The sequence below is a fragment of the Hoeflea algicola genome (assembly GCF_026619415.1).
Taxonomy (GTDB): domain Bacteria; phylum Pseudomonadota; class Alphaproteobacteria; order Rhizobiales; family Rhizobiaceae; genus Hoeflea; species Hoeflea algicola.
In genome coordinates this window covers 3,633,523-3,656,425 of sequence record NZ_JAOVZR010000001.1, presented here as the reverse complement: position 1 = coordinate 3,656,425, position 22,903 = coordinate 3,633,523, and the positions used below count along the sequence as shown (strand labels likewise).

Sequence of the window (22,903 nt, the reverse complement as noted above, 5' to 3'; positions counted from 1 at the left end):
TCGATGATGACCGACATCTCCATCCATTCGCTCGGCCCTGACGACTTCGACGCCCACGCGCCAGCGCTCGCCCGGATCATGGCTGACACGGTCGAAGCGGGGGCCGCGATCGGCTACATGCAGCCGTTCCACGTGGCTGACGGGCTTGCCTTTTTTACCGACCAGGTTTTTCCCGAGGTGCGCGCCGGGCGCCGGCGGTTGCTGGTCGCCCGACTGGATGGCGACACGGTGGGCTCGGTGCAATTGATCGTGGCACTGCCGCCCAACCAGCCGCACCGCTGCGAAGTTGCCAAGATGATGGTAGCGCCCGAGGCACGGCGCAGGGGGATTGGCGCCGCCCTGATGCAGGCGCTCGACGCCGAGGCACGGGCGACAGGCAAGAGCCTGATTACGCTCGACACCCGGACCGGCGACGCAGCCGAGCCGCTGTACCGAGCGGCGGGCTTCAAGACAGCAGGTATGATCCCGGGCTTTGCGCTCGATCCGGACGGGCGCGCGGTGCATGCGACCACCTATATGTACAAGGTGGTTTAAGGCGCGGTGTTGGCGGAAAGCCGTCTTGCGTCCCCGCCAACGGGACAGTAGCTAGAGCTTCGCTTGGTCAAAAGGATGCTCAAGCGAAACTCCTCCAACATCCATCAGCTCACCAACTTTGTCCGATCGCCACATCTGCGAAGCAAACGGGTTGGTGAAAACTGGAAGTCCGAATGATGTTGTCAGTCTTGCTGGAAACTATCGGCTCGCTGTCGAAGCTAAACGCAAGACCGGCTGGATCTAATGCGCGTACGGAGCAATCAGGTTTTAAGTGAAGATTTCATAGAGTTCCGCCACAGCGGCCAGGCCCAACAGTACAGCCGATATCATCTTAAGCGCCGGGAGATTCCTCGCCATCAGCGACTTGCCAAAATGGGTGTTCGCCGTTTCCTCATCCATGTCGTCGCGAAGGCTGCCAATATCATCGATGGCAGTTCCCCCGGCGATAATGCCATAAACCGCAGTGACAATTACGAGCATGGTGAGAGCCGGTGAATAGCCATCAGGGCCAAATTCAATGATCGCAGCAATGCCGACAAAGGCGAAAACAGTCGTTCGCATTATGTCGTAGTAATGCGCTGAACGATTTATGCTGAGATAGTTCCTATTATCCTGCGTCATAACTTCCTCCCTGTGTGATATTGAACAAAGCGATTAATCATCAGGTTATCCTCATTTGGATAGCCATTTTGCATGGTAATATTATCCCAATCGGACTGCCAAATCTTTTGTTGACGCTAACAAAACAAATATATGACGGGCGAAATTCCCGCTTCAAACTGAACAAGGGACGCTTTGCCTCGACTTAAGCCGCGGAGCGCTTCAACGACCAGATTCTGTCTCCGAAGGGCCTGCGGACTTATGTTTGCGGCCTTTGGCGAGCCAGTCGCGATAGGTTTCCGCATCGCCAAATTCCATGAACCCGGCAAAGGAGGCATGCGGATCGGCTACCCGCTGGGCGTGTTTGATCGGACACCAATAGGCTTCCGTGCGGCCGGCAATCTCGCGCGCATAGGCGATGACGCCATTGCCGTAGCCGCAATAAACGCAATTGAATTTCTCGATCAGATTGAGATAGGCGAGCATGTGGCGGTCGATGATGACGTGGTCGGCGCGCCGGACCAGGTCAATGCCGTAGATCCGGAAGCAGATGTGCTGATAGATCGTCACCGAGAGATCGAGCAGGGCGAGCGGGATCGCCAGAGAATAGATCAACGGAGCTGTCAGAACGGTGGCGATGCGAGCGCCGGTAATGTAACGCCACAGGCCGACACGGTAGGTTATCTGCAGGGCCTGAAACTCGCGATCAAAACGCACCTTGCCGCGGTGCAGCTGATAACGGAATTGTTCGCGCCTAGCCTCCAATTGCCGGTCGAGCTCCTGCTCCAGCTCCTGGCGGGTGGCACGCAGCCGGTCCTGAAGGTCTTCGAGTACAGATCTGTGCATGGCGCGGTCCCCTGATTGCGTGGAGACAACTCTAGCACCGGCGCATGATCTGCCGACATGCGGCAGATCAAACGGTACGTGAGCGGCATTCGGACGCCGCAAGCGACACCGGGCGGGACCGGCTGGTCTCCGCCCGATGACCGGACCCGTTCAGCCGAGGGTATCTTCCAGGGCTTCCAGGATAGCGGTCCAGCCACCCCTGTGGCCATCACGCGCCTGTTCGCTGTGGAATTTGACCTGATGCAGCGTGACTTCAGTGATCCCCGGTTCGAGCTCGGCGAAATCGATGGTGACGACGCTGTCATCGCATGAATGCGGCGATTCCCAGGTGAAGGCGAGGCGCGAATGCGGGTCGATTTCCAGATAGGTGCCTGCGTGCGGGATCTCCTTGCCGTCATCGGTCATGACGATCGAAAAGCGGCCTCCCTTGACCGGGTCGTTGCTGGCTTTGGCGGTCATATCCTTGCCGCCAGGGCGCATGAATTTCGCCAGCATCGATGGCGACAGCCAGGCGTCGAACACCTTTTGGCGAGGCGCGGGAATTTTGCGGCTTACGGTCAATTCAAGTTCATTGAGTGTTTTAACCATTGTCATCGTCCTTTGAAACGAGTGCTTCTTCGAGCGCCACAAGGCGCAGTTCCCAGATGGACTTGAGTTGCTCAAACCAGCTTTCAGTCAGCTTCAATGGCTCAAGCTCGGCGGCGATGAAATGTTCGCGGCCCACAGTCCGGCGGGTGACAAGCCCTGCCTCCTCCAGCACCTTGATATGCTTGGAGACGGAATTCAGCGACATGTCGAAATGGGCTGAAAGCGCAGTCACTCTCAATGCTCCTTCCTGAACAAGCAGCGTCAGGATCTTGCGCCGGGTGGTGTCCCCGGCGGCTCTGAGAGTTTTCGACAGCGCATCTTCGTCCATATATTCACCCCTGTGGTTGAATATGCCATTGCAGCACATTAGTCAACCACATGGGTGAATAATGTGCTGTTATGTCAATGCCCGCTTCCACGTACCGCCACAACCGGCCAAGGCGGCAAACGCAAAAATGCCGGGACAATGCCCGGCATTTGATGTGCAAAGATCCTGCGATACTTCAGCAGCGGCCTATTGCACCGGCTTGATGAAGGTGCCGTTTTGCAACTCGGTGACGGCCTGGATCAGCTCCGAGCGCGTGTTCATGACGATCGGACCGTGCCAGGCCACCGGCTCCTTGATCGGCTTGCCGGAAACCAGCAGGAAGCGGATGCCTTCGTCGCCCGCCTGAACCGTGATCTCGTCGCCGGTGTCAAACACCACCAGCGTGCGGTCACCCGACATGTCGCGGATCTGGATTTCCTCGCCTTCGACTTCCTTTTCAACGAGGATGCCAAAGGGTTTGGAGGCATCGCGGAACGTGCCGGAGCCGGCGAAGATATAGGCAAATGCCGAGCGGTAGGCGTCGACCTTGAAGGTCTTCTTCTTGCCCGGCGGCACCGAGATATCGACATAGGACGGTTCGGCGGCAATGCCGTCGACCGGGCCGCGCTTGCCCCAGAACTCGCCGCAGATGATGCGCGCGGCGGTGCCGTCGTCATCGACCTCGACCGGGATATCGGCAGAGGTGACGTCCTGGTAGCGCGGTTCGGTCATCTTCATCGAGGCCGGCAGGTTGGCCCAGAGCTGGAAGCCGTGCATGCGGCCACTCTCGTCACCCTTGGGCATTTCCTGGTGCATGATGCCGCGACCTGCGGTCATCCATTGCACGTCGCCGGCGCCGAGCGAGCCGGTGTTGCCGAGGCTGTCGCCATGATCGACCGTGCCGGCCAGCACATAGGTGATGGTCTCGATGCCGCGATGCGGATGCCAGGGGAAACCCTTCACATAATTTTCCGGCCGCTCGTTGCGGAAATCGTCAAACAGCAGGAACGGATCGGTGAGCGACGGATCGTCGAAACCGAAAGCGCGCTGGAGATGCACGCCGGCACCTTCAAGATGCGGCACAGCGGTGGATAGATGGCGGACTGGTCTGATGGACATGGCAGTCTCCTCGATAGCGGGCCCGGCAATGCCGGCCGGCAGTGTTGAAGTTACCCCATAAATAGCTGTTTTTGACGTTCACAATAAGTAGGCCAAACAGAACGCACTGTTCACTGGCAGGCGACGACACCGGTCGCCGATGGTGCGGAACCTGGAAGCGCCTGCCCGCGTTGGCCTCTCATCTGTAAAAGGAGAAAGCGATGACCAGCCAAACCGATCCGACCGTCAAAACACCCGAAGACGTGTGTGCACATCAAACCCTGACGCAGAAAGAAAAACTTTCCCGGCTCAGCGACATGAAGTTCGAACTCGAACGCCAGACCGGCCGCGGCACCGCGGATCTCGAACAGGTCGAGGCGCGGATGGCGTCGATCAATCTTGCGGTTGACCGGGTGAAAAACAAATAGCGCGCTATACCGCCGGACCGCGCCCCAGCCCGGAGAGCGGGATCGCGGTTGTCTCCTTGATCTCCTCCATGACGAAAGAGGCGGAGACATCGGCGAGCGGGACCCGGGCGATCAGCCGCTGATAGAGCCGGTCATAGGCCTTGACGTCGGCAACCCGGGCGCGGAGCACGTAATCGAGATCGCCCGAGGTGCGGTAGACGCCGACGATTTCCGGGAACGCACCGACCGCCTCGCGGAACTGCTTGAGCCAGCCCGGATCGTGGCTGGCAGCGCGGACAAAAACGAACACCGACAGCCCGCAGCCGGCGGCTTCCGCGTCGAGGATGGCGACCCGATCCTTGATCAGGCCACGCTCCTCCATGATTTTTACCCGGCGCCAGCAGGCATTGCGTGACAGGTTGACCCGCTCCGACAGCGAATCAACCGACAGCGTGCCGTCGCGCTGCAACTGGCTGAGAATTCGGACATCCATATCGTCAATCTGGTGCATGCCGGATATATATCCCAATTTATAGCTTAAGATAAGGACATTCGGGACATTTTCACTCCTTGAGCGGGTTATTCTCTCTCCAACAGACACCAAGGAGGGACAACATCATGGCCACACCCATCATCCGGCTGTTTACCGAGCACCCGCAATCGGTCGATGAGACCTATTTCGAACATTTGCTGTTTGCCGGAAAGTTCGCCGGCACCTTGTTTGCCGCCGGCTTCTGCGCGCTGGTGCATGCGATCCTGCCGTTCACCTTTGAGAAAACTGCAAGTCGTATGATCAACGACATGCATCACCGGATGCACAACCGGAGCAAGTAGCAGATCATGTGTCGTTGGGCCGCCTATCGTGGAACACCAATCCCGCTGGAACAGATCGTCTCCGCGCCGGGGCATTCGCTGATCGAACAATCCCACCAGGCGACAGAAGCCAAGACCGCCACCAATGGCGACGGCTTCGGCATCGCCTGGTATGGCGAGCATACCGAGCCGGGGCTTTACCGAGACGTGCTGCCGGCATGGTCGGACTGCAATCTGAAATCCCTGGCGCGGCAGATCCGCTCGCGGCTGTTTCTGGCGCATGTGCGGGCTTCGACCGGCGGCGCCACCAGCCGCGACAATTGCCACCCGTTCGTGCTTGGCAAATGGTCGTTCATGCACAATGGCCAGATTGCCGGTTTCGAGCAGATCCGCCGGCCGATGGAGGCCGCGCTTTCGGACCGGCTCTACCGGGCCCGTCACGGGGCCACCGATTCGGAACTCTTGTTCCTGCTGGCACTCGAATTCGGGCTGGAAACCGACCCGACCGGGGCTTTCGGCGCGGCGATCCGGTTTGCGCTGGCAGAGGCTGCGCGGGCCGGGGTGCGCGAGTTGGTGCGGTTTACAGCCGCGTTCTCCGATGGCGAGACGCTCTATGCGATCCGCTATGCCACCGATGCCCATGCCCCGTCGCTTTACTCCGCCCCGACATGCGGCAATGCGGGCCACTGCCTGGTCTCCGAACCATTCACCGACACCCAGACCAAGTGGCACGAGATCCCGGCGGGCAGCATCGTCACCCTCAGAGCCGGCGGCATTTCCTCAGCGCGGTTTTCACCGCTGCGGGTGGACGCGGTGAGGGTTGCGGAGGTGGCGTGAGAGGCAGGGCAGGCTGCATAGATGCGTAGTGCTCAATGGCGGCTTCGGGCCATTTTAGGCCCTACGACATGGCGCAGGGCACTGGGACTTCCGGCCCTAAGCGGACCCCTGTTCTCGGCGCAACATCGGTGGTAACTGGCACCCCCAAACCTCGCCAGAACGAGCTCACCGGACGGTGAGTATTTACCGCCACCTGTTTCTGCGACTCACCCGGAACGCACGCTTGAGCCAGCCCGCAATCTGCTCAGGCGACTATTTCTGCTGCAGTTTAGCGGATACTGCGCGGCTCAATGCTGGGTGACAAGCCAGCTTACACACCTTGGGACGCAAGGCGCGATCCCACGCGGCTTGGTCGGAAGCAGCCGCGCGATATCCAGCAGCCCCACCGTTGCGCTGAACCTCGCGGCTGATGGTTGATGCCGAGCGATTCAAGGCCAGCGATCGACCGCAAAGAATGCTGGGCAATCAGACCTCTTGATATCTCTTCGCGCTCCGCCAGCGTCAGCGCACGTTGGGACCTGGAGCGGTCGGGCGAACGAATACCTCCAGTACGCGCGAGGAGTGGAAAAATCGAAGATGAGGTACGGTCGAACCCGCGTCCAATCGAGCTCATGGATTCGCCACGCCGCCATCGATCCCAAATCTGCGACTTCTGCTTGTCCGTAAAAATCTGCGACGCCGATATTTCATTGCTGACACTCCATCTTCCATCAAAGATTAAAGTGTTGCGACGATCTGTTGAATCCACCGCCCAATCCCCATTTTGGAACGTACCGCATTAACTTCACTACTGTTTCTGTAGCAGCAAATAGGTTGTTGGAGGGACAATCTGTTGCACAAGTCCCCATCGGTGATACAAATGGATAATACAAAATCTTCAAAGAATTTTCGAGGCCCTAGATGCAAGTTCAGTTTCACTTTCCCAAAGTTGTTGTGTTCATTGCTATCTCGTTATTTTTTGTGAGCTTCACTGAAGCGCAAGCGAAGAATGTCTCAAGCGATCAAGTTAAGGTTCTTCAATCTCACCTTCTGGAAGAGGGGTACTTGAACGGTGAAATAGACGGAGAAATAGGTCCCAAAACCATTGCGGCGATTGCTGCCGCTGTTGAAAGAGCCAAATTACCGCCCAGATTTCTAGAACCAAGCGTATTTTTCGAGTGGGTTCTCAGCAATGGAACATCATTGTCGGCCTTGCTGGATTCGGGGCGCTCATTTGAGATGTACGGTAAGATTAAAGATCGGGGTCGGAGTAAAAAATACGATATCAATATTACCAGTCGCAATTCGCGTATCAGCGTGAATTATCCTTCTTTCCCTTGTGGAGGTTATTGGACTCTCCAGTCAATCGATGGAAAGACCATAAGGTTTAGCGAGCGAATTACCAAGAATTCAAAGTGCATGAAGTTTGGGCATGTTGTTTTACGTCGTACAGGAGATTCCTACGAATTTTCATGGCACAGCGATAAAAAGAAGAAACCACTTGCTACCGGTCAAATCGCGTTCGTGCAAGTAAACGACCCGAAAATTGGTCAGTCTGAAACAGCAACGAAAAACCCCGATCAACATGATTCGACGCGCACTGACAAATCTTCTAATACTGCCAAGCTGAGCAATGGCGAATCGAAAGAGAAATCGAAAAATGTGGCGAAAGCGTTTGCGGGCGTTGCTGCCGATGAGGACATTGCTGGGGTCTGGCACGGGACATTTTATTGCGGCAGGCGGACCCAGGATGTTGAGATCCAAATATTCAACCGCAATGGCCGCTATCTGGGTTTTGTGCGTTCATTCAATGACTTGAAGTTGCGCTTTGAGAAGCTGGGTGCTGCTCAGTATGAAATTCTGGTTGGAGAGAACAAGAAGGGCACTCAGTTGACCCTTCATTCCGGCGAAGGAATGCCGCGAATTATGGTGGCGAAATTTCGAGGCGATTGCACCAAGGCAATTGCCATTCGCCATGATGTGATTCCAGATTTGGCTGCATTTCGCCCATATAACACACGCAGCGAAATGTGGCCCGGACAGCAAAGGATGTTTTGCAAGAAGGTGGTTGAAGAGTGGGCGCGGGTGGCGAGTGACTTCTATGAAGAGTCACAGACAATTCGCTTTCAATTCGATCCCTATCTTGCCAATTTTAACCCGAACCGTTCTCTCTCTGCAGCCATGTTTTCTGATGAGGCATTTTCGAAATATTTTGGAATGAAGTCGAAGGACATGCCAGTTGAGGCGTTTGATAGTTTGATAGGGCAGCTAAAGGGCTGCTTGATTTCTACCGATGAGATTTATTCGAAACGAATTGCCTCTGAACGATCTGTGGTGGCGGCGCGCAGGAAGCTGCTGAATGGCGAAACAGTGACCGGTGAGGATGTGGTTCTTGCCCCGGAGTTCCAGGCATTTATTGAAAATCGCAGCGCGGGACGACCGACCGTTGCCTCTATTATCGGGGATTGGCGGCAGGCTCTTTCAGCGCCCGACCCAATTGCTGCGACAGGCGCTGTGATTGCGGCAAAGGCCGGAGCATTGAGCGATGTGCCGCCTGCTGATGTGAAGGCAGCGCTATCCGCGATGTTAGAGGAGGCGTCGGGGGTTGCCTCTGCTGGGCTTGCCACCGCGTCTTTGCCAAAGGTGGTGGCGGTGGCGGACCATATGCCTGGACATGTTTTGATTAGCCCTCGATTTGGTGACTATATCTATTTGCCCGAGAAATGGGCGTCACCCGACAAGTGCTCAAAGGACATGCGGCTTTATGTCGAATTGCGCAGCCTGCTTTCGTTATCTCAGTTGCACCGACCGGCTTATGTGAAGGGGCAGTTCTGGCCGGCGTTGAACACGCTGAGTGATGTGTGCGCAGGGCGGCATGTCTCGAAAAAGAGACGTTTTACCGTGGGCGCGGACTTTTATTATGGTGATGAACTGGTTGGACAGGCGCAAATCGGGCGCGATGAATGGGATTTTTGGGCGGACGAAATCAAATTGTTCCGTGATCCGCTGCCGCGGGCAAAGGACGACCCGGATTATCTCTATGACATGGCATTTGGCCTCCGCATTCCCGAGACAGATATGCTTTCCGGACTGGCTCTTGAGCGGCCCGAGGACGACGGAATGGCTTTGCTCCGAACGCTCGCCGAGCGGGGCGACCTGCAGGCGCAGGTGCATCTCGCAGCCGGGAGTATTGGGGTGAGTTTGGCGCGGTCGCCGGAGATCGTTAACGTTGAGATGATGAAGGATGCGGCAGACAAAGGCAGCGCTGTTGCCTCTTATCTGCTTGCCCTGGAGCTGGCTAACCGCACAAACTTTATTCCGAGTAGGCGGATTGCAGCAACGGACTTTGCGACAATACCAGCGCGCGACCAGTCTGATTTCAAGCTTTGGTATGCCAAGGCAAAACTTGGAGGCGTCTATTATGCAGTGTTCTTTGATCATGCAGCGGAGGAATGGGGCATTGATGCCACGGCTGCACTGGAATTTGCACAGGCAAACGACCTGAAGGGAACTGCAGATCAGGTTGTTGAGCGGGGCGGTGGTGCGGTTGCCCTATCAAGGGAGCGGGCGCGGGTCGCCTTGCTGCAGCACATTCAGAAGGACCGCTGCAACAAAATCGGGGCCTATATGAATGCGCCGTCTGACATGGCGATAGGTAATCTGTTTTTGGATTTTGAAGTGTCGGGTCGGTGGTGCGTTATTTCGCAAAATCTTGCGATGGGCGCATATGAACTTCGGCTATCCATTGACCGAATCGACCAGTTTTCTTGCACTGGTTCCGAGAGTGCGCAGGACTGTGCTCTGGATTTCTATTGGGAATATCGCCTTGAGTCCTCCGGCACACCATCTGACAAATCAGCAATTGATTTGATTGTTGGCGGCGGGATGCGCGCATTGACGGCATTGCCAGTGCGTGCGCGCGGAAAATTTGCACTTAATGACGGGGTTTGGGCGCTCGTCGGTGAGCTTGATTACTAGATGAGGGATCAAAGTGTGGATGCCTGATCATGTTGGGCTGCACAACAAAAGTCGGCTTTCCGCCCGTTCTTGCCTCCGACCAACGCCAGTGTATCGGTCATTTGGTCAGCATTGCCGCCGTTCGCAGTTTCCGGATAATCGGGACCTTAGCCGGCCCTTGCTCAGAACGCCTCAGCAATCCGTGCCGCCAATCGATCAGCAACCTCACCCTTGCTCAGGTCCGGCCAGTCCTCAACACCGTCTTTCGAAACGATGCGAACACGGTTGCGGTCGCCGCCCATGATGCCGGTGGCGGGCGAGACGTCGTTGGCGACGATGAAATCAGCGCCCTTGCGGGCGAGCTTGGCCTGCGCGTTGGAGACCACGTCGGCGGTTTCGGCGGCAAAGCCGACCACGAGGTGGGGGCGGTCGGCATGGTGGCCGATGGTCTTGAGAATGTCGGGGTTTTCCATGAGCTGCAGCGGCGCGGGGCCCTCGCCTTCCTTCTTCTTGATCTTGTTTGCGGCGGAAGTTGCCACCCGCCAATCAGCAACGGCGGCAACAAAGACGGCGATGTCGGCAGGCAGAGCGGCGGTCACGGCTTCAAGCATATTGGCCGCACTCTCGACCCGGATGACAGTGACGCCAGCGGGATCGGCAATGGTCACCGGTCCGGAGACCAGCGTCACCTCGGCACCTAGCCGGGCGAGTGCGCCAGCGATGGCGTGGCCCTGCTTGCCGGACGAGCGGTTGGCGATGTAACGCACCGGGTCGATCGGCTCGTGGGTCGGCCCGGAAGTAACGATGGCGCGCCTGCCGGCGAGCGGCCTGGGGCTGTTGTCCAGCAGCGCCTCGATGCCGGCGACGATCTGCAGCGGCTCGGCCATGCGGCCCTTGCCGGCCTCGCCTGATTCGGCCATTTCGCCTGCCATCGGGCCGATGAAGTGGATGCCGTCCCGCCCGAGCGTCTCGACATTGCGGCGGGTGGCCTTGTGCGCCCACATCGCCGGGTTCATGGCAGGTGCGATCAGCACCGGCTGGGTGGTGGCAAGCAGCACGGTGGAAGCGAGATCATTTGCCATTCCGTTGGCCATCTTGGCCATCAGATCGGCGGTGGCGGGTGCGACGCAGATGAGATCGCAATCGCGCGCTAGGCGGATATGGCCGACATCCTGTTCATCCTCACGGGAAAACAGATCGGTATAGACGTGATCGGCGGCGAGCGCGCCAACGGCCAGCGGTGTGACGAACTCCTGTGCGGCGGCCGTCATCAACGGCCGGACCTGCGCGCCGCGCTCACGCAGGCGGCGGATCAGATCGAGCGATTTGTAGGCGGCAATGCCGCCGGAGATGATCAGCAGGATGCGTTTGCCGGCAAGCGTCTGGCGTTCAGCAGCGCTTGGCGCGAGCGGTACTGGCGCGGTTCTGGATCCAGAAGCCAGCGTATCGGGACCAGCCTCCAACCCGGCCAGGATAGAGCGCATCTCCTCTTCCATCGAGCGGCCGTTTCTGGCGGCCCTTTCGCGCAGCATCTGCTTGGCAGATTCGTCCAGATTGCGAATTGTCAGACTGGCCATGGGCTCTCTCGCAGATACATCATGATTTCATTGCAATCAAGATAGAGCAATAGTTGCAATCATTGCAATCCAATTGGATAACTCGACCTGACAATGAGTGGGGGCTATCATTCCGCTCAGAATTCCAGATATTGAACATCAAAACAGTAATTGGGATAGGGCAGTGGGAAAATACGGCGAAGCCGCTACCGCCGCGGCAATTCTTCTTTCTCAAAATCAAGCAATGCCTCCGCGGCTCGCATGGGAATCGGCCGTCAGGGACATTTTCCCAAACAGCAAATCTTCACGGATGAAGGGGTGTCCTCGGGATGCCTTTCTCGCGCTCTGCGGCAATGGTGATATTCGAAATGTTGCATCGGGTAGCTACACTCGATCCATAAAGAACAAAGGATACGTGGAACGCGCCTTGGCAGCAATCCGCTCAGATCCTAACCTCGCGCTAAACCAGAAAGCACTATGGTTGGTTGTAATGAACGGCACGAAAAAGATGGAAAATTCACAAATGGACGTATTGTCCGCTTTATACCTAAATGGGCACATCAAATAGAGTCCAAAAAATCATTCATCTTCCAGCCGTGGGAAGACGGCGCGTTCTCCTGCAATCACCGTCCGCGGTGGAATTCCCGGCCCAAAAGCACCGCATCTCTCCCGCAGTCTGGAGATCCTGCCCGAGAAGCTTTCCCGCCCTTCCAGCTGTGACTTCGTCGGCTTTGGAATGACCGGTGCGCTACAGCACGCGGGCCGTCTGCATGGACACACCATGCCGCACTGCGCGAGCGCGCGACGCCTGTTTCACCGAGTCATTGAGATTGCGAATGATCAGTTTTGCCACAGGGCACATCCTTGGTAAGGAGACTAACTTTAATGCCTGCAATGTAGGCATTACAGGCAAATTTGCACGCACTTTCGCGCGGTCCGTGGCTCATGCTCTGCCGTTCACTGAGTGCCCGGTCACCACCGATCGGTCAAAACGAATACCGAGCAGCCGCAGGGCGTTGAGGGTGACGATCACGGTGGCGCCGGTATCGGCCAGAATGGCAGGCCAGAGGCCGGTGTAGCCAAGGATGGTTGTCACCAGGAACACGCCCTTGAGCCCCAGCGCGATGGTGATGTTCTGCCGGATATTGGCCATGACCTGGTGCGACAGGCTGATCATGTTGGCGATGTCGGCGACGCGCCCATGCAGGATCGCCGCATCGGCGGTTTCCAGCGCCACATCGGTGCCACCGCCCATGGCAATACCTATATCGGCGGCAGCCAAGGCCGGCGCGTCATTGATGCCGTCACCGATCTTGGCAACTTTTCTGCCCTCGGCCTGCAACTCGCGGACAATGCGCTGCTTGTCTTCGGGCAGCAATTCGGCCCGCACATCGATGCCGAGGTTCTTGCCGATGGCAGCTGCGGTGCGGCGGTTGTCGCCGGTCAGCATGACCAGGCCGATGCCCGAAGCCCGGAGCGCTTCAAGGCCCTGGATGGCGCCAGTGCGCGGTTCGTCGCGAATGGCCAACAGGCCCACCACGGCATCGTCAACAAGCAGCACGGAGACGGTTTTGCCGTCATCGTTGAAAGCATCGATGCAGGCTTTTTGTGCGTCGGTCAGGACTGTCTTTTCCACCGCAGCGCGCGCCGAAGCGAGATAGACCGTCTCGCCGCCAACCGTGCCGGACACGCCCTTGCCGGGCACAGCCTTTGCGTTGGCAGCCGGGGGCACAGGCGCCTTGTCGGCCTTGGCGCGGGCAAGAATGGCGAGGGCCAGAGGATGGCTCGATCCGGTCTCGAGTGCTGCGGCCAGTGACAGCACTTTCTGTTCGCTGCGGCCATAGGCGACGATATCGGTTACCACCGGCTTGCCTTCGGTGAGCGTGCCGGTCTTGTCGAGCGCCACCATGTCGATATCGCGCAGTGCTTCGAGCACGGCGCCGCCCTTGAGCAGCAGACCACGCCGGGCACCGGCCGAAAGGCCTGCGGCAATGGCCGCGGGTGTCGAGATCACCAGCGCGCACGGGCACCCGATCAGCAGGATCGCCAGCCCCTTGTAGATCCACTCGGACCAGCCCCCCCAACAGCAGCGGTGGGAGGATGGCGACCAGCGCGCCAACAACCAGAACGGCGGGCGTGTAGACGCGCGAAAACCGGTCAATGAACCGTTCGGTCGGGGCCTTGCTCTCCTGGGCCTGCTCGACCAGCTTGACGATGCGGGCAATGGTGTTGTCGCTGGCTGCGGCCGTGACCCTTATGCGCAGCACGGCATCGGTGTTGATGGTGCCGGCAAAGACAATCTCGCCGGGGCCTTTGCGTCTGGGCACGCTCTCACCAGTCACCGGCGCCTCGTCGATCGAGCTTTGCCCGTCGATGATCTCGCCATCGGCCGGGATCCGGTCACCCGGACGGACCAGAATGGTCGCGCCGACAACAAGGGTTGCCGCCTGCACTTCGGTGGTTACGCCATTCTCCTCGACCAGCGCGGTTTTCGGCACCAGCGCGGTCAGACCCTGGATACTCGCCCGGGCACGGCTTGCGGCCACGCCCTCAAGCAATTCGCCGATCAGGAACAGCAAAACGACAATTGCCGCCTCTTCGGTGGCGCCGATGAAGATCGCGCCGATGGCGGCAATGCTCATCAGCGTTTCAATCGAGAATGGAGTTCCGGTTAGAGCTGCGGCAATGGCGCGCCAGGCAATGGGCACGAGGCCGACGGCCATGGCAGCGATGAAGGCCCAATGGCCGATGGCGGGCATTACCTGCCCGGCGAGATAGGCAGCCGCCAGCGCCGCGCCACAGGCCCATGTCAGGACCGCCTTGCGGCTCGACCACCAGGCGCCTTCGCCCAGTTCGAAATGCGAATGCGCAGCCCCCTCGGGGTCACCATCGGAGGCATCTCCCGGCGTATCGGCGGGTGCTACCGAATAACCAAGCCATTTGACCGAGCGGGTGATGGCGGCTGACGGCGCCGGGCCATTGTGGGACACGCTCATGGTGCCGTTGCTGACCGAGACATCAACGGCGGTGACGCCGTCGAGCCTGGCAACGGCATTTTGAACCTTGGCGCCACAGGAGGCGCAATCCATTCCGCCGATGCGATAGCGGGTCTTACTGGCAATATCAGCTGTCATTTGAGGCCCTTTCGTCTATGTCAGGCCATGCTACAATCTCTAGTCACTACAGGTTCAAGAGGAAAATTATGAATATTTCAATCGGTGAACTGGCCAAGCGGTCGAGGGTCAAGATCCCGACGATCCGTTATTACGAGCAGATCGGCCTGCTGGCAGCGGCTGCGCGCACCGAAGGCAACCAGAGACGATACGAACGCGCCGACCTGGACCGGCTCAATTTCATCCGCCATGCCCGCGAACTGGGCTTCGAGATCGACGACATTCGCGAACTGCTGGCGATGACGGCGGAACCGCAGGCATCTTGCCACCAGGTCGACAGCATTGCCCGCAATCACCTGGCGGAAATCGATCAGCGCATCAAGCGGCTTCAGGCACTGCGCAGCGAATTGAAGCGGATGGTGTCGGAATGCGGCCATGGCCGTATCTGCAATTGCCGGATCATCGAGGTTCTGGCCGACCATGGCCAATGCGAGACCGAGCACTGACGCTGCGGGAGGCCTTGACGCTCACCGCAACGATTTGGAATGCGTCGCCTCAGGTTCATCCACCGGCACAAAACCGAGACGCTCATAAAATTTTCGCGACTGGGGCGTGGCACGCAGGCGAATGCGGGGAAACCAGGCCTCGGCGCCATCGAGCGTTCGGGCTTCCAGCGCCCGGGCGATGCCTCGGTGACGATGGCTAAGACTGACATAGAGGTGGCGGATGCGTCCGGCATTTTCGCTCAGATAGGGATCGCGGTTGAGGCCGCAGAAACCAATCAGCTTGCCATCATCGAAAGCGCCGATCAGCCGCTCGCCGGGTCCGTCAAATCGGTTGGCGCCGGACTTCCAGTCATGCAGCATCCTTTCCACGAATGGATAGCCGTCGCTCCATGCTTCATCGGAGAGCGGCTGAGCGTCGTGGTCATCGAGCGAAATCGGACGATAGGTGATCATCCAGCTACCATAGCGGATGAATCGCCAAAGCCCCCATACTGATGCGGCGGCGATGATCCACAATGCCAGTCGGCCGGAGCGGGTGTGGCGCGCTTCGGCCTTGCCGATGGCTTCCGAGGTGGCGGCATCAAAGCGCAGGCCATGCTCGGCCATGTCGCTGACATCACCGGCCAAACGTTCTGCGCGGGCAGCGAGATCAGGCAATTGCTCGGCAAGTTTGAGCGCTGCGATGGCGCCAGCCTTGATGTCGACGGCAATGCGCTTAGGGCCGAGATTGTCGCGGATCCAGCCGCCAACCACCGGTTCGGCCGCTTTCCACATGTTGAATTTGGGGTTGAGCGTGCGGGCCACGCCCTCGACCACCACCATGGTTTTTTGCAGCATCACCAGTTCTGGCCGGGTCTGCATGTCGAACAATTCGGTGACTTCGAACAAAAGCGTGAGCAGCCGCGCCATCGAGATGGTTTCGGCAGGCTGGCCATGGATCGGCTCGCCGATGGCGCGGATGGCCTGGGCGAAACTCGCAGCATTGTGCTCGGCCGACACGTAACCGGCCTCAAAATGCACATCGGCGACGCGTTGGTAATCGCGGGTGATGAAACCGTAGAGGATTTCGGCAAGGAAGCGGCGCTCCTTTTTGCCGAGCCTGCCGACGATGCCCATGTCGACGGCAACAACCATGCCAGCGGGATCGACGAACAGGTTGCCCTGGTGCATGTCGGCATGGAAAAAACCGTCCCGCAGTGTATGGCGCAGAAACGACTGGATCAGTGTGTCGGCAATCGCATCAAGATCATGTCCGGCGGCGCGCAAGCCCGCGACGTTGCTCATCTTGATGCCGTCGATCCATTCCATGGTGACCACGTCGCGGCCGGTGCGCTCCCAGTCGACTGCAGGCACGCGGAAACCTGGATCGTCCCTGGTGTTGTCGGCCATCTCCGAAAGTGCTGCAGCCTCGAGCCTGAGGTCCATCTCGATGCGGGTGGTCTGTTCCAGCGTCTTGGTGATTTCCACCGGACGCAGCCTGCGCGAAGCGGGGATAAAGCGTTCCTGCAATTCGGAGACCAAATAGAAAGCCTCGAGATCGTGCTTGAAGCGCTGGCGCACGCCGGGCCGGATCACCTTGACGGCGACCTGACGGGTGCCGTTCTGGTCACTGACCTCGGCGGGATGCACCTGGGCGATGGAGGCGGCGGCGATCGGCGGGTCGAAACGCGAGAAAAGATCGTCGATGGTGCGCCCGAGCGAAGCCTCGATGGCCTGGCGAGCCAGGGCTTCGGGAAAGGTCGCCATCCGGTCCTGCAGGCCTGCCAGGTCATCGGCGATGTCGGCGCCGACCACATCGGGGCGGGTGGCGAGAAACTGACCGAGCTTGACCCAGGAGGGGCCGAGCCGTTCGACCGCACGGGCCAGCCTGTCGGTACGCTCGGCGCTTTTGGCGCGGCGCTTGGCGAGCAGCCCTGCAAGCTTGTGGCCGAAACGCAGCGAGGCCGGCATTTCATCCACCGGCAACGAGGAGACCACGCCTTCGCGCACAAGGATCAGGCCCGCCCGCATCAGGCGCAAATAGGTACCAAGGCTTGCCATACTGATCAGATCTTCCAGCCCGAATGCAGCGCTGCGACGCCGCCGGTGTAATTGGTGTAGCCAACGCGGGCAAAACCGGCACGCTCGATCATTGCTGCGAAATCGCGCTGGCGCGGAAACTTGCGGATCGATTCGACCAGATACTGATAGGGCTCGGCGTCACCGGCAATTGCCTTGCCCATGGCCGGAATGCCATTAAACGACCAGGCGTCATAGACGCGGTCAAGGATCGGCATTTCAACCTCGGAAAATTCCAGGCAGAGGAAGCGGCCGCCACGACGGAGAACCCGGTATGCTTCGCGCAGTGCCTTGTCGATATCGGGCACGTTGCGAATGCCGAAGGCGATGGTATAGGCGTCGAAACTGTTATCCTCGAAAGGCAGCTCCTCGGCGTTGGCTTCAACAAAATCAAGATTGTCGGCATAGCCATTCTTGACGGCGCGATCAGCCCCGACGGCGAGCATCGAGCCGTTGATGTCGAGAACCGTGCCGGTGGCCTGGCGGTCGGAGGCCTCGACAATACGGAAGGCAATGTCGCCGGTGCCACCGGCCACGTCGAGAAACCGGAAGCCTGGGCGCCGTGGCGGATTGAGGCTGGCGATCATGGCGTTCTTCCAGACCCGGTGCATGCCCGCCGACATCACATCGTTCATGATGTCGTAGCGCTTGGCCACCTTGTGGAAGACATCATTGACAAGGGTCTGCTTTTCACCGTCGGCGACGGTGCGGAACCCGTAACTGGTCTGCATTCCGCCTTGTGCGGAGACGCGTTGATCGGACATCGTTCATTCCTGTATCTGGCCACCACCACATCGCGCCGGACCAACCGGCCGCCCGTTGCAGCTTTGAAGATGGCGACCATAGCGGATCGGTCGGCTCCGCGCTATCTGAAGCATCGTTCGAATAATCGGCTCTGGACTGTTGCCCAGCGCGCCGCTTTATAGGGGAGAGACCGCGACAACGCCACCGGCAGATTGCCGCGCTGCGCCCGATCCACCACGCGCTTGCGAACCAGGAGACCCGTTTGCCCGAATTGCCCGAAGTCGAAACTGTCCGTCGTGGCCTGCAGCCGGTGATGGAGGATGCCCGGTTCACCCGTGTCGAGCAGCGGCGGGCCGATTTGCGCTTTGCCTTTCCCGAGGATTTTGCCAGACGGCTGGAAGGCCGGCGGGTGGTCTCTCTCGGGCGCCGGGCGAAATACCTGATCGCCGAGCTTGATGACGGCATGGCGCTGATCAGCCATCTGGGCATGTCGGGCTCGTTCCGGATCGAACCGGACGGCGCGCAGGAACTCAAGCCGGGCGTGTTCCACCATCCCCGCTCCAAGGACGGTCGGCATGACCATGTGGTGTTTCACATGGACGGGCCGGCAGGACGGGCGCGGGTGATCTACAACGACCCGCGCCGGTTCGGCTACATGGACCTGATCGTGCGGGCGACGCTGGCCGAGCATCCCTGGTTCCGCAATCTCGGCGTCGAGCCGACCGGCAACAGCCTGGACGCGCAAACGCTGGCTGACCGGCTTTCAGGCAAGGCAGCACCACTCAAAGCGGCGCTGCTCGACCAACGGGTGATCGCCGGGCTCGGCAACATATATGTATGCGAGGCTCTTTGGCGCGCCGGGCTTTCGCCGGTCAAGCCCGCGGGACGACTGGTGACCGCGAGCGGCCGTCCGCGCAAGGATCTGGAACGGCTGACGGCGGACATCCGCACGGTGATCAGCGAGGCGATCGCGGCGGGTGGCTCTTCGCTGCGCGACCACATCCAGACTGACGGAACGATGGGCTACTTCCAGCACGGATTTTCAGTCTACGACCGTGAGGGAAAGGCTTGCCCCCGGCCCGGCTGTGGCGATACGGTCCGCCGGATCGTGCAAGGTGGCCGCTCGACATTCCTGTGCCCGCGCTGCCAGAAGCACTGATCCCGCAATCGGGTGGAAAAGGAGAGACGCGATGGCGCTCAAGACACTGAAGACAGAAACACGTGGCCGGGTGGCCATCGTCACCCTCAACCGGCCCGACGCGCTCAATGCGCTCAATTCCGAGCTACTGGGCGAACTGCGCGAGACGCTCGCCCATTTCAGCGCCGACGACAAAATCGGTGCGATCGTGCTGACCGGCTCGGAAAAGGCTTTTGCCGCCGGCGCCGACATCAAGGAAATGCAGCCCAAGGATTATGTCAGCGCCTATCTCGAGGACCTGTTCGAGGGATGGAGTGCCGTCTCCAATACTCGCAAGCCGCTGATTGCCGCAGTGGCCGGCTATGCGCTGGGCGGTGGCTGCGAGCTCGCCATGATGTGCGATTTCATTATCGCCGCCGACACCGCCAAGTTCGGCCAGCCGGAAATCACCCTGGGCATTATCCCCGGCATGGGCGGCACCCAGCGGCTTACCCGCGCGGTGGGCAAGGCCAAGGCCATGGATCTGTGCCTGACCGGACGGATGATGGACGCCGAGGAAGCTGAGCGCTCCGGCCTGGTGGCGCGCGTGGTGCCGGCCGACGAATTGCTGGCCACGGCAATGAAGGCTGCAGAAAAGATCGCCGGCTTCTCGCTGCCGGTGGCCATGATGGTCAAGGAATCGGTCAACCGGGCTGACGAGGTGACACTTGCCGAGGGCCTGCGGTTTGAACGGCGGCTGTTTCATTCGCTGTTTGCAACGGAAGACCAGAAGGAAGGCATGGGCGCCTTCATCGACAAGCGCAAGGCTCAGTTCAAGCATCGCTGAGCCACCAGCGCCGGGAAGCCTATCGCTTTCCGGCGCGACACAGGCAGGTCTGAGCCATTTTCGCGTTGACGAAGACCGCGATTACCGGTATAGGCCCGCCATCGAATGGCAGCTTTCGAGGTTGCCGTGGTTTTTTCGCATTCCGGACTTTAAAGCGACAAGCCCTGCAAGGGGCGCTTTTCGGGCGGACTGACGCTAGTGACAACTGAGAGGCATTCATGGCCAATACAACTTCGGCGAAAAAGGCGACCCGCAAGATTGCCCGCCGCACTGACACCAACAAGGCGCGGCGCTCACGGGTTCGCGGTTTCCTTCGCACCGTTGAGGAAGCCATCAGCGCCGGCGACAAGACCGCCGCTGCAGAAGCTCTGAAGGCAGCACAGCCCGAGCTGATGCGCGCCGCCGGCAAGGGCGTATTTCACGCCAATACGGCATCACGCAAGGTTTCCCGACTGGCCAGCCGGGTGAAGGCAATTTCTGCCTAATCCAGCCAGATAAATCGTTAGTCGACTAAAAGCCCGGACCGTCCGGGCTTTTTTGTTTTTGTCGACAAGGACTTGCGCACCTGACCGCAAACCGCCAATTGGGCATCGTCACGGTTCCGTCACGTTCGCATCGATTATCGTTGTTTTTCAGTATGTTACGAGAGGTACTAGAATCTCGCTCGCAGACTGGAAAAAGAATCAGCGAGACTCCTGTCAAGTCCAAGATTTAGCTATTCACCGATTCCTGACCGGTCTGAAAAACCACAAAGCCGCGAAAAGGCAATGAATCCAATCGCCTGTTCCTGGAGGCCCTCGGCGGCCTTTTTTTGACCTTTTCGAGTCAAGCCCCAATGTGTGAATTATTCGTAAATAAGCTGCTTGATCTGCCCGTCTCATCCTGCCTAAATGCAATCAACAAGGGGCGCGGAACCCGGCGGTTCCAGGATGCGATGCTGCATCATTAGCAGTTGACTTTCCACCCCGTCCCTTGGTGCCCGGTTCTCTTATCGGGCCAACCCAAAAAAACTTCCGGTTGTATCGGCTTGTGGCCGTGCGGGGAGCTTTGACTGGCGAAACCCCAGTTTCGTCAGAACGAAGAAGACATGTCCTGATTGGCGTTACGAGGCCGCCGCGGGACCAAAACGAAGGAGATCGCCAGGCGGGGGACAACCGCAGCGAACGAGACGGAAGGAAGCGGGCAAGTCTCGCTTCATACAGGGGGCCGGAATGATTCCGGTCTTGATGCGGCAACAGGGGTTACGGCGGCGATGCAAGCACACATGATGACGACGCAAAAAGCGGCACAATGGGGCGACAACAAGAACAGTGCCCAACCGCTTGGCGGCGATGTTTGCCCGACGGCGAAAGAAGGGGCGGACATGAACAAGAGCAACGAGGCATTCGACCGGGTGACGGCGCGGTTGAAGGCACAGGTCGGACCTGAGGTTTTTACCAGCTGGTTCGGTCGACTGAAACTTCAGTCAGCTTCCAAGAGCGTGGTGAGGCTGTCGGTACCGACTGCATTCCTGAAATCCTGGATCAACAACAAGTATCTCGACCAGATCAGCGCCCTGTTCCAGGAAGAGGATCCGGGCATCCTTAAGGTGGAAATCGTGGTCCGGTCAGCGACCCGCGCCCACCGTGGCAGCGATGCACCGGCAGTAACCACCCGGGTTCAGGTCGAGGCGGCTCCGGCGGCAGCCCGCAAGGAACAAGCGGTTTCGTTCAAGAGCGTGAACGCCCATTTTTCAGCGCAATCGAAGGGTCAGCATGCGGCCAATGCGGTGATCGGCTCGCCGCTCGATCCGCGCTGCACATTCGACAGCTATGTCGAGGGCTCATCCAACCGGGTGGCGCTGGCAGCGGCCAAGACGATTGCCGAGGCCGGCACCGGCGCGGTGCGGTTCAACCCGCTGTTCATCCATTCCAATGTCGGACTGGGCAAGACCCATCTTCTGCAGGCGGTTGCCGCTGCGGCAAGCAGCCATGCCCGCAATCCACGGGTGGTGTATCTGACTGCGGAATATTTCATGTGGCGTTTCGCCACCGCGATCCGCGACAATGACGCGCTGTCATTCAAGGAATCACTGCGCAATATCGACCTGTTGGTGATCGACGACATGCAGTTCCTGCAGGGCAAGTCGATCCAGCATGAATTCTGCCATCTGCTCAACATGCTGCTCGATTCAGCCCGCCAGGTGGTGGTGGCTGCGGACCGGGCGCCATGGGAGCTGGAATCGCTTGATCCGCGGGTTCGCTCGCGGCTGCAGGGCGGCGTGGCGATCGAGATCGAGGCGCCTGCCTACGAGATGCGACTGGAAATGCTGCGCCAACGGCTTGCCGCGGCGCAGGCTGAGGATGCCACACTCGACATCAGCGAGGAGATCCTCGCCCATGTCGCCCAGAACATCACCTCAAGCGGGCGGGAGCTTGAGGGGGCGTTCAACCAGCTCCTGTTCCGGCTCAGCTTCGAGCCCAACCTGTCGATCGAGCGGGTGGACCAGTTGCTGGGCCACCTGGTCAATGCGGGCGAGCCGAAGCGGGTGCGTATCGAGGACATCCAGCGGGTGGTTTCGCGCCATTACAACGTCACACGACAGGAACTGGTGTCGGACCGACGCACCCGGGTTATCGTCAAGCCGCGGCAGATTGCCATGTACCTGGCCAAGACGATGACGCCGCGCTCGTTTCCGGAAATCGGTCGTCGGTTCGGCGGTCGCGACCACACCACGGTGCTGCATGCGGTGCGCAAGATCGAGGAACTGATCAATGGCGATACCAAGTTGGGCCATGAGATCGAGCTGCTGAAGCGGCTGATCATCGAATAGACAGGGGCGCAAGCTCCTTATCCCCAGAATCCCGGCCCGGGTGGCATGACCCGGGCCGGTTTTTGTTGCATGACAGGGGCATAATCTGCCATTTTGCCGGCCCAGGCCGGACGCGCGTCGCGTCGATTCACTGTGCCTGATCCTAGGCATAAGCCTGACAAGACAGAATTGACCGGCCCGCGCC

The 22,903-nt window shown here is 59.3% G+C and carries 21 protein-coding genes and 2 pseudogenes; 11 read left to right on the top strand and 12 right to left on the bottom strand.

The genetic code is table 11. The features are described from left to right. The first annotated feature begins 6 nt into the window (after window positions 1-6). Window positions 7-534 carry a GNAT family N-acetyltransferase gene (locus OEG84_RS17810; RefSeq protein ID WP_267654979.1) on the top strand — a complete coding sequence of 176 codons (528 nt, stop codon included), beginning with the start codon at window positions 7-9 and terminating at the stop codon, window positions 532-534. 267 nt (window positions 535-801) lie between these two features. On the opposite strand, the gene OEG84_RS17805 is transcribed toward OEG84_RS17810, so the two are convergent. From OEG84_RS17805 to OEG84_RS17785, 5 genes are all read right to left on the bottom strand, one after another. Then, the gene (locus OEG84_RS17805) at window positions 802-1,155 is read right to left on the bottom strand and encodes a hypothetical protein (RefSeq protein WP_267654978.1); all 354 of its coding nucleotides are present in this window, start codon (window positions 1,153-1,155) and stop codon (window positions 802-804) included. Window positions 1,156-1,356: 201 nt separating this feature from the next. Then, window positions 1,357-1,980, bottom strand: coding sequence for a hypothetical protein (locus OEG84_RS17800; protein ID WP_267654977.1), 624 nt, complete (start codon window positions 1,978-1,980; stop codon window positions 1,357-1,359). Window positions 1,981-2,130: 150 nt separating this feature from the next. Continuing rightward, complete coding sequence (locus OEG84_RS17795) at window positions 2,131-2,568, bottom strand: SRPBCC family protein (RefSeq protein ID WP_267654976.1); 438 nt, start codon at window positions 2,566-2,568, stop codon at window positions 2,131-2,133. Further along, the gene (locus tag OEG84_RS17790) at window positions 2,561-2,896 is read right to left on the bottom strand and encodes an ArsR/SmtB family transcription factor (protein ID WP_267654975.1); all 336 of its coding nucleotides are present in this window, start codon (window positions 2,894-2,896) and stop codon (window positions 2,561-2,563) included. The genes OEG84_RS17795 and OEG84_RS17790 overlap by 8 nt, the downstream gene beginning before the upstream one ends. A gap of 186 nt (window positions 2,897-3,082) precedes the next feature. Next, window positions 3,083-3,994, bottom strand: a complete 912-nt coding sequence (locus OEG84_RS17785) for a pirin family protein (RefSeq protein ID WP_267654974.1) — start codon at window positions 3,992-3,994, stop codon at window positions 3,083-3,085. A gap of 200 nt (window positions 3,995-4,194) precedes the next feature. Between OEG84_RS17785 and OEG84_RS17780 the strand changes: the two genes are divergently transcribed. Further along, complete coding sequence (locus OEG84_RS17780; protein ID WP_267654973.1) at window positions 4,195-4,401, top strand: hypothetical protein; 207 nt, start codon at window positions 4,195-4,197, stop codon at window positions 4,399-4,401. A 4-nt stretch (window positions 4,402-4,405) separates the two neighbouring features. Here OEG84_RS17780 and OEG84_RS17775 read toward each other — a convergent pair whose 3' ends face one another. After that, window positions 4,406-4,891 (bottom strand): Lrp/AsnC family transcriptional regulator, encoded by a 486-nt coding sequence (locus OEG84_RS17775; protein WP_267654972.1) that lies wholly within the window; start codon window positions 4,889-4,891, stop codon window positions 4,406-4,408. Between the two features lie 107 nt (window positions 4,892-4,998). Between OEG84_RS17775 and OEG84_RS17770 the strand changes: the two genes are divergently transcribed. From OEG84_RS17770 to OEG84_RS17760, 3 genes are all read left to right on the top strand, one after another. Then, on the top strand, window positions 4,999-5,214 hold the full coding sequence (locus OEG84_RS17770; protein ID WP_267654971.1) for a DUF6356 family protein: 216 nt from the start codon (window positions 4,999-5,001) through the stop codon (window positions 5,212-5,214). Between the two features lie 6 nt (window positions 5,215-5,220). Further along, the gene (locus tag OEG84_RS17765; protein ID WP_267654970.1) at window positions 5,221-6,030 is read left to right on the top strand and encodes a class II glutamine amidotransferase; all 810 of its coding nucleotides are present in this window, start codon (window positions 5,221-5,223) and stop codon (window positions 6,028-6,030) included. A gap of 900 nt (window positions 6,031-6,930) precedes the next feature. Continuing rightward, window positions 6,931-9,987, top strand: a complete 3,057-nt coding sequence (locus OEG84_RS17760) for a peptidoglycan-binding domain-containing protein (RefSeq protein ID WP_267654969.1) — start codon at window positions 6,931-6,933, stop codon at window positions 9,985-9,987. A gap of 161 nt (window positions 9,988-10,148) precedes the next feature. Here OEG84_RS17760 and coaBC read toward each other — a convergent pair whose 3' ends face one another. Then, the gene (gene coaBC / locus OEG84_RS17755; protein WP_267654968.1) at window positions 10,149-11,543 is read right to left on the bottom strand and encodes a bifunctional phosphopantothenoylcysteine decarboxylase/phosphopantothenate--cysteine ligase CoaBC; all 1,395 of its coding nucleotides are present in this window, start codon (window positions 11,541-11,543) and stop codon (window positions 10,149-10,151) included. Between the two features lie 97 nt (window positions 11,544-11,640). Here coaBC and OEG84_RS17750 point away from each other — a divergent pair, with 97 nt between their 5' ends. Then, entirely contained in the window at window positions 11,641-12,090 is a 450-nt protein-coding gene (locus tag OEG84_RS17750; RefSeq protein WP_267654967.1) for a DUF6979 family protein, read from the top strand. Window positions 12,091-12,270: 180 nt separating this feature from the next. Here the strand turns inward: OEG84_RS17750 and OEG84_RS25545 are convergent, their stop codons facing one another. Then, entirely contained in the window at window positions 12,271-12,375 is a 105-nt protein-coding gene (locus tag OEG84_RS25545) for a FitA-like ribbon-helix-helix domain-containing protein (RefSeq protein WP_425602866.1), read from the bottom strand. 90 nt (window positions 12,376-12,465) lie between these two features. Then, window positions 12,466-14,656: pseudogene (locus OEG84_RS17745) on the bottom strand (heavy metal translocating P-type ATPase). A gap of 65 nt (window positions 14,657-14,721) precedes the next feature. Here OEG84_RS17745 and OEG84_RS17740 point away from each other — a divergent pair. After that, a complete protein-coding gene (locus OEG84_RS17740) occupies window positions 14,722-15,141 on the top strand; it encodes a MerR family transcriptional regulator (protein ID WP_267656241.1) in 420 nt (139 codons plus the stop codon). Window positions 15,142-15,162: 21 nt separating this feature from the next. On the opposite strand, the gene OEG84_RS17735 is transcribed toward OEG84_RS17740, so the two are convergent. The 3 genes and pseudogenes from OEG84_RS17735 to ubiE all read right to left on the bottom strand — a co-directional run bounded on the left by OEG84_RS17735 (window position 15,163) and on the right by ubiE (window position 17,963). Next, window positions 15,163-15,594: a GNAT family N-acetyltransferase gene (locus tag OEG84_RS17735; RefSeq protein WP_324288265.1), complete on the bottom strand. Its 432-nt coding sequence runs from the start codon at window positions 15,592-15,594 to the stop codon at window positions 15,163-15,165. Between the two features lie 15 nt (window positions 15,595-15,609). After that, window positions 15,610-17,181 (bottom strand): annotated as a pseudogene (gene ubiB, locus OEG84_RS17730) (2-polyprenylphenol 6-hydroxylase); the annotation flags it as partial. Between the two features lie 5 nt (window positions 17,182-17,186). Then, window positions 17,187-17,963, bottom strand: a complete 777-nt coding sequence (ubiE, locus tag OEG84_RS17725) for a bifunctional demethylmenaquinone methyltransferase/2-methoxy-6-polyprenyl-1,4-benzoquinol methylase UbiE (RefSeq protein WP_267654966.1) — start codon at window positions 17,961-17,963, stop codon at window positions 17,187-17,189. Between the two features lie 242 nt (window positions 17,964-18,205). On the opposite strand from ubiE, the gene mutM reads away from it, so the two are divergent. The 4 genes from mutM (at window position 18,206) to dnaA (ending at window position 22,719) form a co-directional block, all read left to right on the top strand. Continuing rightward, window positions 18,206-19,102 carry a bifunctional DNA-formamidopyrimidine glycosylase/DNA-(apurinic or apyrimidinic site) lyase gene (gene mutM, locus OEG84_RS17720; RefSeq protein ID WP_267654965.1) on the top strand — a complete coding sequence of 299 codons (897 nt, stop codon included), beginning with the start codon at window positions 18,206-18,208 and terminating at the stop codon, window positions 19,100-19,102. A gap of 31 nt (window positions 19,103-19,133) precedes the next feature. Continuing rightward, on the top strand, window positions 19,134-19,907 hold the full coding sequence (locus OEG84_RS17715) for an enoyl-CoA hydratase (protein WP_267654964.1): 774 nt from the start codon (window positions 19,134-19,136) through the stop codon (window positions 19,905-19,907). 218 nt (window positions 19,908-20,125) lie between these two features. After that, on the top strand, window positions 20,126-20,392 hold the full coding sequence (gene rpsT / locus OEG84_RS17710; RefSeq protein WP_267654963.1) for a 30S ribosomal protein S20: 267 nt from the start codon (window positions 20,126-20,128) through the stop codon (window positions 20,390-20,392). A 779-nt stretch (window positions 20,393-21,171) separates the two neighbouring features. Further along, complete coding sequence (gene dnaA, locus OEG84_RS17705) at window positions 21,172-22,719, top strand: chromosomal replication initiator protein DnaA (protein WP_425602865.1); 1,548 nt, start codon at window positions 21,172-21,174, stop codon at window positions 22,717-22,719. Window positions 22,720-22,903 lie beyond the last annotated feature (184 nt).